We start from the raw sequence: 12,439 nt of genomic DNA, 5'->3' as shown, positions 1-12,439 counted from the left end.
TAATTAAAAAAACATGTATGGATTGGTGAACAAGGCTTTATCTTTCGTCATTTCTTCCATAATATACTGGTCAATATCATATGATCTTATCACATGAAGTCTATCATTACTCTTAACATTAGAGATACCTTTATAAATACCTGACAACCCATTCAAATCTTGGTAATCAGTATCTATCGAAAGTACTTCATCATTTAATTTAAGGTTATAGCGAGCCCAAGTATTCTTTACATTAATCTTATCATTCTCTGGACTGTCCATATTTTTAACTGCCTCAAATAACATTGCTCCAGCTCTGTATCCTAACAAATGAAATAAATCAGCATCGCTATTTAAATATTCCATCGTACCATTTATAATATCCTTCTGATCAGGTACTAATGTATTATCTGAAAATGCCCAGTATTTAATAGTTTGGTCATTTCCATAGTAAAAAGGAGTAGTTACTAAAGAATCATATCTGGAACTCATATAATTAATCAGATCATGCTGTAATTTAGGCTGAAAAAATAGGGCTGGAAATAAATTATTCATTTCCTCAAATTTCAAATTAAACTCTTTAATTAAATCATGATCAGAATCACTATTAAGATAAACCTCTTGTACTACATTAGCATCGTTGCATTGTAGCCCCAACCTGAAGGCTCTTAAGGGGTCATAACCAGCATCGTGCAAGGATGATACAATTAGCCAGTCCTTGTCCGATTTTTCGGAAAGATATTTCCCTAAATGAAAATAGGACTGCCAAAATTGAAAGGTATTAAAGTATAAATTCTCAGGTATATGTAATTGATTAATTGCCTGTTCTCCTAAATTAGAAATAAGTACAGGTATTCCATGGGTATTTACCATATTGGCAAGCTCAATGCCAATCATAGAATTCATATAACCCAAAATTATATTTGGTTTATAATTCATCATTAGTTCTTGTGTTTTTTCCAAAACTTTGGATGAATTACCTGTACCAATATCCATAATTTCTAGTTGAACTTCACCTCTTAGAAACCTATTTTCAAATAGTGTAAAGTACAATTTTATACCGTCTACAAAATTTAAACTAGCAGTAGGGCTTGCTGGAGATTGAGGGACTAAAACACCTACCTTAATGATCTCCTCATTTTTATGTTTAATTAACATAATGCTATTTTATAAAGCAAAAGAAGTTTAAAAACCTCTTTTACTTTAATTACTTGAATACGTTTGTATCTTGAATTAACTTCTTGAAGGGAAGATACCTTGATAACAAATAATAGGATTCAAACATAACCAAGGCTGCATATTTTCGTGTGATTGATTACCACCCGTCATCCCAACTGTAGTATTAATCGGATTAAAGTTGATACTATTGATTTGTACTGCATCGCTGGCCATAGTTCCATTTGCTGTAGATTCATAAATTGGAGCAGCTTGATCTAAACCAAGATAATTTCCAGAAGGATTATTACCACTAGATGAGCTAGTATTTACCCTGATTGTAGCGGTAGCACTATTTACAGTTGGATTACTTGTTTGGGCCACATGGTTATGGGTTGGTATTTCAAGAGTATTTAAGGTGACATTTTGAACTCCTCCCTTTTGGCCATTTGATCTTGGTGTTAATCCTGGTCCATTTCCGGCGCCAACAGGAACACGTCCTCTTAAATCTGGAATTGCAAAAGTTGTTCTTCCATCACCACCATAAATTGTTCCTATTAAAGAGAAAAAAGCCGTGTATTGTGAAATTGGCAATAATCTACCATCACAAGGAAACCAGTTTCTTGGTGTCCATGTTGGTCCGAAATATCGGATTTCTGAAATTGTTCCTTCCATAAGGTTTTGATTTTAAATGTTAAAAATAAAAAACAGTTTTACTGAATTTATCCAACATCAAAAATTAATCAGAGCTGTAATAAGAATTGTATTTATTTAGTTAAATAATTAACTGAAAGGATATACTCTTACACTTCATCAAATATTATTTGAAAAGACTCAAATTATTAGGTTTGGTTGAATTAAAATTCAAAGAACTATAATGAGTTTAAACTTAATCACATTTAAATTATAAACAAAATAAATATCACTATAATTATATATTTGAATTTCATTTTTAATTAAAATATCATTACTTGTTATTATACTAAATAAACTTTAGCTTTATTTATTAATAATGTATTACAATTAATATTAATTAACGATACAATATATTTTAACCATAACATATACTTACAATGAAAAAAAAGTCAAAGATTTTAAGCCTCACAAATAAAAACACTTTAAGAGAGATTACTCAAGACGGAATTGGAAAAACCTCAAATGAATCAATAAGAGATGTCAGTATAAGTGCAAATGGTACTTTATGGGCAATAATGTTAGACCCTAATGCCTCAGAAAAAGATGCTGGAGGGGGGCCAGTAAAATACAAGGGACCAACAGATAAAAAATGGAAGTCAATAGAATCTGGTGGCGCTATAAAGATTGATGGTGGACCAAAAGGTTCTAAAGCTTATATTATTAACAATAAAGGAGAGGTTTGGCAACTTGAAATTGAAAAAAAACCTATTCAATTATCAGGAGAAGGTTTTGCCAAGGAAATAAGTGCTGGAGCTGATGGCACTGTATGGGTAATTAGTCAGGAAGGTACACATGGAGGAGCAAGTATACAATATTTAAAAGATGATCAGTGGATTAGGGTACCCTCTGAATTGGGAGCAATAAAAATTTCAGGGACTCCGAAAGGTGAGGCTTTAATAATAAATTCTGATGGCATTGTATCAACAATTGATAAAAATGGACTTGCTGAGCAAATGACTGGCGAAAATTTTGCCAAAGAAATAAGTATCGATCCAGATGGGGTGATTTGGATTGTCAGTAATGACCCTCATGAAGATGGAGGCAATAAAGTTTCATATCAAATTAAATCTGGGGAAGCATGGCAAGATGTTGATGGTGGAGCTACCATACTCGATGCAGGCTTTGCATAAACCCACAAAAGAATGGCTCTCGGAACCACTGAGAGTCATTATCCACTATTGTTTAATAAGAGCTGATTATAGTCTATACCTCCCGAAGAGTAAAACTCACTGAACCAAAAGCACCGGCACAGTCCGATTTGGCTGAATTAACTTTTCTGCTACTGAGCCAATTAATAAATCATCGTCATCAGATTTTCCTTTTATGCCCACCACTATCAAATCTACATGATGGGTTCGGGCATAATTATAGATTACTTTGTCAGAAGGCTGATCATCATTATATGCAACCCAAGCATTTGATTTAGGTTGTTTGGTATACTTCTCTCTAAAATGATCCAAGGCTTTTTCGGCTTTCTTACGTTCTTCCTCCACTAACTTATTAGATTTCTGTTTTACAAATGGGAAATAAATAGTGGGAACTTTATAAACATGAAATAGACTGAAATTTGAAGCAGAATCAGGTATGAAATGATTGAGAAATTTCACAGCCTTTTTTGAATACGCTGAAAAATCTACACACAGCATCACATTATCAAAATTAGGACGGGATGTTTCTGTCGTGAATAAAATGGATTTATCTATCAACCGGGCAATTTTAGAGGCAAAAATACCAGAACCAGGATTAATTACCTTTTTACCAAAAACGCAAAGATTATAATCACTGGTATTTACCCAATGAGTCAAATCATCTTTTCCTCCTTTGTTATGGATTTTTACAGTATAGTTTTCAGCGTCCCATCCCGCCTGAGTTGCTTTTTCAATAATCTCTTCCTCCAATATTTCTTCCAATGGTTTGTCTAAATCAGGAAATTGAGAAGAAAAATCATCCGTTAACTCCTGCAACTCAATATAATGAGCCAGACATATTTTATCAAAGCCCCAGACTTTTTCAAGCTGTTTTACTTGCTTTAATACAATCTCGTCCATTTTGGACATATCCATAAATACGATTACATTTTTCATGTGTATAGTGTTTACTTTAAATGGTCACAACTTGTCCCGTATATATCGGGATGTAATTCGCATCAAATCTATTCCTGCCAGAAGCAGGCAAGCTATCCCTTTGTTGGCATATTAGGGATACTAGATTTATGCTCATTTCATTCCTCTTTCATTTTCTCGGTTTTAGAACTTCTCTTTCCAATTACATTTTTCAGTTTTTCTTGATAAGAAGCAAAATCTGTTTCTTTATCCTCTGCCAAATTACGAGCATGTTCCTTCATCAAACCTTTGTACAGACTAAACATCATTAAAATCAATATGAAAGCAAAAGGCAAGCCCGTAGTGATAGCTGCCGTTTGTAAAGCAGTTAGTCCTCCACCAATCAAAAGTACTGCAGCTACTGCGCCTTCTGACAAAGCCCAGAAAATTCTTTGTCCAACAGGCGCATCTAGTTTACCTCCTGCCGTGATACTATCAATCACTAAGGAACCACTATCAGAAGAGGTTACAAAGAAATTAATCACCAAAATCACTCCAATTCCAGAGGCAATACCCGTAAATGGAAATTGCTCTAGCAGTACGAATAAGCTAGTAGAAGCATCAGCTACTATATCAGGTCCAATGTTTGCAATTTCATTAAGTTGAATCCAAATTCCTGTTCCACCAAAAGCCGTCATCCATAAGAAAGTTAATAAAGTTGGCACTAATAAAACACCCGTGATAAATTCTTTTACTGTCCTTCCCTTTGAAACTCTGGCAATAAACATCCCCACAAAAGGCGACCAGCTAATCCACCACGCCCAGTAGAAAACAGTCCAACCATTTTGCCAACCACCTTCTCCTTCTTGAGCATAAGATTCTGTCCAGAAACTCAGGCTAAAGAAATTCTGAATGTAATTCCCTATGTTTTGAATATAGGAGTCGAAAATATATAAAGTTGGGCCTACTGCGATAATAAAAATCAAGAAGACTGCGCCTATTCTGATGTTTAATTCACTTAAATTTTTAACGCCTTTATCGATTCCTGAAAAAACTGATATAGTGGCCACCAGTGTAATTCCTCCTATTAATAAAACCTGAGTGGTGACAGTATCCGGAATATCAAAAAGATAGGTTAAACCAGCGTTAACCTGTTTCACACCTAATCCTAAGGATGTTGCCAAACCAAATAATGTAGCTAAAACTGCGATAACATCAATTACATCCCCTATCCAACCATAAATTCTATCGCCTAAAATTGGATAAAAAACAGAGCGAATGGTAAGCGGTAACTTTCTAGAAAAGGCAAAAAATGCTAATGACAATCCTACTAAGGCGTATATCCCCCAAGCATGTAATCCCCAGTGGAGAAAACTAAATTGCATTGCTTGAGAGGCTGCTTCCCCTGGAGTATCTACACCCTGAGGCGGAGTAAGAAAATGTGTCATCGGTTCAGCCACACCCCAGAAAATGATTCCAATTCCCATACCAGCACTAAAAAGCATGGCAAACCAGGAGCCTCGACTAAATTCTGGCTTGGCGTCTTTTCCACCTAATTTGATTTTACCCAGCTTACTAAACCCAATTACGATACAGAATATCAAAAACAAATTAGTCACAAGCACAAAAAACCAACCAGCATAATCAGAGAGCCCTCCCTGGATATCGGCAAACACCTTTTCCATTGGCTCACCCACATAAAGCGTCACGCCAATAAAAACCACAATCAAAATAGTTGCTGGCCAAAAGACAGGCTTATGCACATCAAAATATTTATTTAACCAATTCTTCATAGTATTTTCTTCTATTTAGAAATAATAACCAATATTAATATTGAAACGAGTATTGATAGTAGGATTGGAAAGTGGTGGATTTATAGCTCCTTCTTCCGTAACTCCTACTGCTTCTCCTACACTTTCTCCTCTTCCACTACTCAAAGCATTTCCTCCAAAAGCACTGCTTAACCAAGGTTGATTAATCCCAGAGGCAATATCGAAAAATGTAAAAGTATTGCCTGCTGTCACCATGAATCCCAATATATTCTGATGAGAATCAACAAATTCATAATCCGTGCCCATAATTTCAATGCTACCATATTTATGCATATAGGAGTAATCGTCATAAAAGGTAAGACTAGAAATTGGGCCCCAGTCCACTTTATATTCATAGGACAATCCTAATGAAAATGTACTTGCACTTGATGCCACTTGATAAGTATTAAATCCATAAGCACCCATATTGATGTGATCAACACGGTTTCCAGCATCATCTAAGCTATTTGGATAGTCGTAGTGTGTAAACTGAAATTTAATTTTTGCTTCTTCTTTCAATAAGTATTGAGAATGAAAGGCTGTTGCCCAATGGTTGAAAGTTTTCTTGGTAGTGGAATTATATATTTCTCCAAACTGAGCAGAAAAGCCCATTAAAAACTTTCCTTTTTCATATTCTGCCCTTGCATTGAGCTGATTTCTTTCTTTATTACCATTGTAGCCATCTTCTGGAATGACATCATAAGAATAACGAGCAGATGGAAAACTTCCATAACCAGGCTCGCTTACACCTCTTGGCTCTGCCATCAGGAAATAGGCAAAATGATAGGTCCAATTTTCATTTTGCCATTTAAATTTAATTCCTGTATCATAATCATCTTCCAAACCAAAATAGTAAGGCAAATGAAACCACCAGGAATTACCAGAAAACTCGAGTGCACCAAATGGGACTTGAGTTACGCCTAATTGCATTTGAAGTTTTTTGGAAAAATCATGATATAAGAATGCCTTTTTAACAAAATGTGTATTAAAGCCTGGATAGAACCGATATTCAAAATCAATACCTATATTTTTGGTTTGTCCTCTTGCCTCAAATCTCCAAGTATCCCAAAAGAAGCCATTTCTATTTTCAGTTGGTAAAGGAGAGGTTTCTCCTTCGTAAATAGTATAAATTGTGTTGAATCTTACTGCTCCTCCTATTTTGATAAAAGTGGTGTCTTTATCATCTAATAGAGCCTGAGAACTACTCTCAAAATGCATTGAAAGTAAGGGGAAAAGCAGAATAAAAAATCTAATTTTCATAATATGATTATTAGAATTAAAAAATACGCTTCTTAAGTAAGGCACTAGATCCAAAATTGTTTTAAAAATTTAAAATCTATACATATAATAAGTAACATAAACTTAAAGTTTTAAACTAGGTTAATATTGTAGAAAAGCCAAGAAAACTAAAGCTTAACAAGGTAATTAATAGTATTTTACCTTATTTTGGACTTTACAATCAATAATTCATGCATAAGATATTCTCAAATAAAAAAGCCATCATATTTGATATGGATGGCGTTATTATCGATAACATTTCCTATCATATTGAAGCGCTCAAGCAATTTTTAAAACAGTTTGGTAAAGAAATTACTGATGAAGAATTCCAAAATCACTACAATGGCAGAACCATTCAAGAAGTAATACTAGGATTAAAACCTGAGGCTGATCATACAGAAGTGATGAGGTTAGCAGAGGAAAAAGAGAAAATCTACAGAGATTTATACAGTGCTGATTTAGCACCAACACCTGGTTTGATGGACTTTTTACCTTTAGCCCAAAAAGCAGGGATAAAAATGGCCGTTGCTACTTCAGCCATCACAGCTAATGCTGATTTCACTTTGGACGGACTCAATATCCGTAAATATTTTGATGCTGTGATTGACAGTACAATGGTTATCAAAGGTAAGCCAGACCCACAGATATATTTAAAAGCAGCTGAGGAACTGAATATTTCTCCTGAAAATTGCGTTGTATTGGAAGATGCGCTTGCTGGCATTCAATCTGCTAAAAGCGCAGGAATGGATGTAATTGGTTTATATACCTCCTTGGAAAAAGAAGAATTACCTGATGGATTATTGATGAAAATCAAGAATTTCCATGAATTGAATGGATCAGCTTAAGTTATATAGTAAACATAAAATGAAAAAATACACTTCAATCCTATTTACAATCTTATTATTAAGCTCTTTTTCTGGCTTTTCACAGCAAGTTAAAATAGCAAAGCTGAAATATAATGGAGGTGGAGATTGGTACGCCAACAAAACAGCTCTTCCAAATTTGATTGAATTTTCTGAACAAGAATTAAATGTACCTCTGGAAAATAAAGATTATGTGGTAGAGGTTGGGAGTAAAGAAATTTATCAGTATCCATACATTTATATGACTGGCCACGGAAACGTAGTTTTTTCGGATGATGAGGCGCAAAATTTAAGGAATTATCTGATTTCAGGTGGTTTTCTGCATATTGATGATAATTATGGTTTAGACCAGTTTATTAGATTAGAAATGAAAAAAGTTTTTCCAGAATCAGATTTTGTGGAAATACCATTTGACCATCCAATTTATCACCAAAAATTTAAATTTGAAGACGGACTTCCCAAGATCCATGAACATGACGGAAAACCTGCTCAAGGTTTTGGCATCATTTATGAAGGCAGGTTAGTGTGTTTTTATTCCTACGAAAGTGATTTAGGAAATGGTTGGGAAGATAAAAGTATTCATAATGACCCTGAAACAGTCAGATTGAAAGCCTTAAAAATGGGAGCTAATATTATCAGTTTTGCTTTCACACAGGATTAGAAGAAAAGCATATTAGCCTGAATTATTCTTGAAAAGGTCGTAAATAATGATACTAATCAAATAAAAACAACTGATTTTCAATTGATTTTTCGGGTTATAAATCAATAAGAAAGTTTAATTTTGCGGTCATGATTAAAACTGCCATCAAATATTTTAGTGCCCTTACTCTAGGTTTAGCTTTATTTTGGGCTTGTGAACCTTGCGAAGATTGTGGGCCTGACAATGCATACCCATATTTTAACCTAAGCATTTTAAATAAAACTTCTTTAGATACTTTAAACGAATACAAAACAAGATTAACGGCAGAAATTAAAACCATAAATACTGCATTAGATAATCCTGAAAATGCACCAGTTGTTGATTCTTTAAATAACTTAAAGGAAATAAAAGGCGATTCATTGACATTAATTAATGCCATTATTAAAACCACTAATAATAAAATCATCAGCATAGCTTCTATAAATGGGGAAACCAATTTGTTTGAAAACAAAAATGGTGGAGATAGTTTAAGAAAATTTAAAATTCCAATTAATACAAATCAGACGGAATCGGAATATGTTTTTCAGATTGAATTCGCGGATACTACACATCAACTAAAAATTAGATATGAATTATCAGATACCGTAATCAACAATAAAATCACCAAATCTGCTAAACATCTGGAAGTTATTGAACACCAATTTGATTCATTAAGAGGCCCTTTTGGTTGCAGATCAATATCCGAATGTATCAGTAATGAGCTAGAGATTTATGTTGAAATATAAATTATTATACCTGATTTTGATTGTCCCAGCTTTTATGAATCAAGCCATAGGACAAGATTCAACTGCTGTGGAATCAAATAAACCTGAAAATATTGAAGAGGCTCAAAAGTTAAGCATAGGCATCGCTTTCGATTATTTAAAGCTTCATACCTTATTAATTGATGAAAGCGAAAAATGGGAAGGAGCAGTTAATTTCCGAATCTTAGATAAAGTTTCAGTAATTGGGGAATATGGAATTGCCGAACTTACTCCGAAGGAATCTTATAAAAATTCTGATTACAAATCTGAAGGTAATTATTACCGCATTGGTTTGGATTATCATATGACCGTTATTCCCAATAATTTCCTTTTACTAGGTTTACGATACGCTCAATCTTCATTTAGTGAGCGTATATTTTACGAGATAGGGAATCCTATTTTTGAGAATGAAACTGGCGAATTGAACAGAGAAAATCTCAGTGCAAGCTGGTATGAGCTTGTTTTAACATCAGAGAAAAAAATAAAGAAGATTCGCAAAAAAGATATTCCAGATTTTCTTTCTATAGGTTTTAAATTTAGACTTAAATCACTTCAAGAGTTTGATGATTTCCCTGATTTTGAAGTGAAAAATATTCCTGGATACGGACAAACAAATATGAAATTAAATCCAGAGTTTAATCTTTATATTAAATTTAGAATACCTGTTTTTTAAAACACCTCTTTAAAACAAATATACAAAAGCTCTGTTAAATTATTAGCAGAGCTTTTTTTATACAATAGTTTAATTGTTATATATTTATTGAAACCTCAATACTCAATGTCAGTTCTATAACTATGGATAAGAAGAAAAAATCAGATATGGAATTCAAGTTTATTTATAACAGTTCTCAAATTAAGGAAAGAGAAGCTTATGGCTATGCAAAGTCTTTAGACCAGCATTATATTAATGCCATAGATTTGGATAAAGAAGTCTTAACTGAAAGACACTGGGCTGAACTTGCAACAAAGCTTAAAGTAGCTGTTAAAGATTTAATTGATGAAAATAATGATTATTATAAAGATGAATTGAAAGGAAAGGATTTTGATGATAATGATCTTTTACAAATCATAAAAGATCATCCACATATAGTCAAAACTCCTATTATCGATTCAGATAAATATGCCCGTTTTATTAAATCCCCTTATGATTTTAATGAAATGGACATGGCTTTTGAAGAAATTCAAAAACACTTAGCCAATAAGGGTGAAAGCGATGATTAAGCCTTACCTTTAAATATTCTGTTTTAAAACAAATAAGCCAAACTCATATTCAATCCCATAAAGGCAGGCATACTATTAAAGGTTGCCTTTTCTGTAGTAACATTTGTTAATGCTCTTTTGTAAGTAGGCATAATGCTCAAAGCATATTTGTCTGCAAGAGGATAACTAAACTCAATGCCTGCTATTCCGCTTGCAAAAATACTTTTATATGATTGTTTATCGTTTTGATCAAAGGATACATCATTGATTTGGTCACTTCCACCTCTTAAAGTATTCTTCAAAATAAAATCCGCGGTGGCACCACCCACTAATGCAATATCCAATTTCCTATCTATAATCTTATAGGAAGCCATTAATGGGATTGATAAAATCTGGAAATCATTATAGATATCATATTCTGAGGTAACATTAAATACTCTTCCATCAGAAATTGCAGTTGAACTGCTGGCCCCATGAAAAGGATATAGCATATCACTGTTTCTATCACGCATTACAGTACCGCTAGTAGATGATGATCTGTAGTTACCAAATTGTAAGCCCGATTTAATATTCCATCTATCGTTTAATACAATGCCAGCATGCAGCCCTATAGTAAAGGAAACATTACTTCTCATAGGTGCCGAGCTTAATTCTTGCACTGCTTCTCTTTCTTGACTGTAAGCATCAACAGTTTCTCCAGTAGTTCTACCTGCAGTGCCAGGACTATTTAAAGTAGACACTGTTGAATTTATCGGTGAAGAAGTAATTTCAGAATTGGGGTTAAAACTTCCAGAGCCTACATTAACATTAGTATTCCATGCTAACTCAGATTTTTCTTTTGGTTTTTCTAAATTGCTAACTGCAAAATAAGATACTCCTTTAACTTCCATTTCTAATTGAGGCAATTCAAAATCAGATGGAGTTTTACCTTTAAGTTTTGAAATTAATATAGCAGATGGGCCATCTAAAGATGCAATAACATCCCTTTTTTGATTATCTGTAATGATTGTAGTATTTTTTTCCTGATTAGTTACATTCCCTAAAAGAGCTAAAGTAGTATTCTCATTACCATTCTCGAATATAGTATTATCACCATCGGCAGTACTTAATGATTTAGGTTTTGTCAGAACATCATTGTTCTCACTAATAAAAATTTGATCTTTTTGCTCCTCCAATTCAATTGGAGCAAAAGCGTTACTTTGATTAGTGCTGAAAGTAAAATCCTGTAAATTGAAATAGATTGAAACCATCGCAATCAGTATTACAGCAGCTGCAACATTTCTGTAAAAAGCTGCCTTTTTTTGCATTATTCTATTGTCCTGCTTTAAAAGCTCGGCTTCAATTCCTTCCCATACATTATTTCCCGGCTGAACTTCAGCATTGGCAAATTTATTGCGTATAGAATCGTTGAAATTATCTTTATTGAAATCTTTCATTCCCCCACTTACTTTGTTTTTCTAATTGTTCCATTAATATTTTCCTTGCTCTAGCGTATTGAGATTTTGAAGTTCCAATATTTATATCGAGCATTTCCGCTATTTCTTTATGTTGATAACCTTCAACAGCATATAAGTTAAAAATAACCTGACATCCAGTTGGCAATTGCTGAACCAAATCCATTAAATCTTCTACTGCCAAATTATCTACCGATAAGGACATCATGCCCTCTTTTAAATCATCTACGTCCACCATTGGATAGAGATATAATTTACTTCTTTGATGATTTAATGCTGTATTGATAATGATTCTTTTAATCCAATATCCTATACTTGATTCTCCTCTGAATTTTGAAATATTTTGAAATATTTTAATAAATCCTTCTTGCAAAATATCTTCTGCCTCTTGAGTTGATTTTGAATAGCGCATAGCTACCGCCATCATCCCTGAGGAAAATTGTTGATAGAGTTGATATTGGCTCTTTCTGTCGCCATTCTGGCAACCTTTTATAAGTTCTTTGGTTCTAGGCATGACA

13 protein-coding genes are annotated in these 12,439 nt (G+C 33.6%); 6 read left to right on the top strand and 7 right to left on the bottom strand.

Annotated features, from left to right (window positions below; all coding sequences use genetic code 11):
• Positions 1-3: 3 nt before the first annotated feature.
• Together QYS49_RS05985 and QYS49_RS05980 are read right to left on the bottom strand one after the other, a co-directional pair.
• Positions 4-1,137, bottom strand: a complete 1,134-nt coding sequence (locus QYS49_RS05985) for an ABC transporter substrate-binding protein (protein WP_308350806.1) — start codon at positions 1,135-1,137, stop codon at positions 4-6.
• Between the two features lie 75 nt (positions 1,138-1,212).
• On the bottom strand, positions 1,213-1,809 hold the full coding sequence (locus QYS49_RS05980) for a phage tail protein (protein ID WP_308350805.1): 597 nt from the start codon (positions 1,807-1,809) through the stop codon (positions 1,213-1,215).
• A gap of 398 nt (positions 1,810-2,207) precedes the next feature.
• Here QYS49_RS05980 and QYS49_RS05975 point away from each other — a divergent pair, with 398 nt between their 5' ends.
• Positions 2,208-2,960, top strand: coding sequence for a hypothetical protein (locus QYS49_RS05975; RefSeq protein WP_308350804.1), 753 nt, complete (start codon positions 2,208-2,210; stop codon positions 2,958-2,960).
• A gap of 96 nt (positions 2,961-3,056) precedes the next feature.
• On the opposite strand, the gene QYS49_RS05970 is transcribed toward QYS49_RS05975, so the two are convergent.
• The 3 genes from QYS49_RS05970 to QYS49_RS05960 form a co-directional block, all read right to left on the bottom strand.
• The gene (locus QYS49_RS05970) at positions 3,057-3,914 is read right to left on the bottom strand and encodes a universal stress protein (RefSeq protein ID WP_308350803.1); all 858 of its coding nucleotides are present in this window, start codon (positions 3,912-3,914) and stop codon (positions 3,057-3,059) included.
• Positions 3,915-4,051: 137 nt separating this feature from the next.
• Positions 4,052-5,665 (bottom strand): BCCT family transporter, encoded by a 1,614-nt coding sequence (locus QYS49_RS05965; RefSeq protein WP_308350802.1) that lies wholly within the window; start codon positions 5,663-5,665, stop codon positions 4,052-4,054.
• A gap of 15 nt (positions 5,666-5,680) precedes the next feature.
• Positions 5,681-6,943 (bottom strand): hypothetical protein, encoded by a 1,263-nt coding sequence (locus QYS49_RS05960; protein WP_308350801.1) that lies wholly within the window; start codon positions 6,941-6,943, stop codon positions 5,681-5,683.
• Between the two features lie 209 nt (positions 6,944-7,152).
• Here QYS49_RS05960 and QYS49_RS05955 point away from each other — a divergent pair, with 209 nt between their 5' ends.
• The 5 genes from QYS49_RS05955 (at position 7,153) to QYS49_RS05935 (ending at position 10,488) form a co-directional block, all read left to right on the top strand.
• Entirely contained in the window at positions 7,153-7,806 is a 654-nt protein-coding gene (locus QYS49_RS05955; protein WP_308350800.1) for an HAD family hydrolase, read from the top strand.
• Positions 7,807-7,825: 19 nt separating this feature from the next.
• Positions 7,826-8,485: a DUF4159 domain-containing protein gene (locus QYS49_RS05950; protein WP_308350799.1), complete on the top strand. Its 660-nt coding sequence runs from the start codon at positions 7,826-7,828 to the stop codon at positions 8,483-8,485.
• Positions 8,486-8,613: 128 nt separating this feature from the next.
• Positions 8,614-9,249 (top strand): hypothetical protein, encoded by a 636-nt coding sequence (locus QYS49_RS05945; RefSeq protein ID WP_308350798.1) that lies wholly within the window; start codon positions 8,614-8,616, stop codon positions 9,247-9,249.
• Complete coding sequence (locus tag QYS49_RS05940; protein WP_308350797.1) at positions 9,236-9,940, top strand: DUF6048 family protein; 705 nt, start codon at positions 9,236-9,238, stop codon at positions 9,938-9,940. The genes QYS49_RS05945 and QYS49_RS05940 overlap by 14 nt, the downstream gene beginning before the upstream one ends.
• Before the next feature lie 122 nt (positions 9,941-10,062).
• On the top strand, positions 10,063-10,488 hold the full coding sequence (locus QYS49_RS05935) for an arsenate reductase family protein (RefSeq protein ID WP_308350796.1): 426 nt from the start codon (positions 10,063-10,065) through the stop codon (positions 10,486-10,488).
• A gap of 23 nt (positions 10,489-10,511) precedes the next feature.
• Here QYS49_RS05935 and QYS49_RS05930 read toward each other — a convergent pair whose 3' ends face one another.
• Together QYS49_RS05930 and QYS49_RS05925 are read right to left on the bottom strand one after the other, a co-directional pair.
• Complete coding sequence (locus QYS49_RS05930; protein ID WP_308350795.1) at positions 10,512-11,903, bottom strand: outer membrane beta-barrel protein; 1,392 nt, start codon at positions 11,901-11,903, stop codon at positions 10,512-10,514.
• Complete coding sequence (locus tag QYS49_RS05925; RefSeq protein WP_308350794.1) at positions 11,887-12,435, bottom strand: RNA polymerase sigma factor; 549 nt, start codon at positions 12,433-12,435, stop codon at positions 11,887-11,889. Before QYS49_RS05925 ends, QYS49_RS05930 begins: the two co-directional genes overlap by 17 nt.
• Between the last annotated feature and the right edge of the window lie 4 nt (positions 12,436-12,439).

This window comes from Marivirga salinae (assembly GCF_030503855.1).
Taxonomy (GTDB): Bacteria; Bacteroidota; Bacteroidia; order Cytophagales; family Cyclobacteriaceae; genus Marivirga; species Marivirga salinarum.
This window is presented reverse-complemented; position numbering and strand designations above follow the sequence as displayed.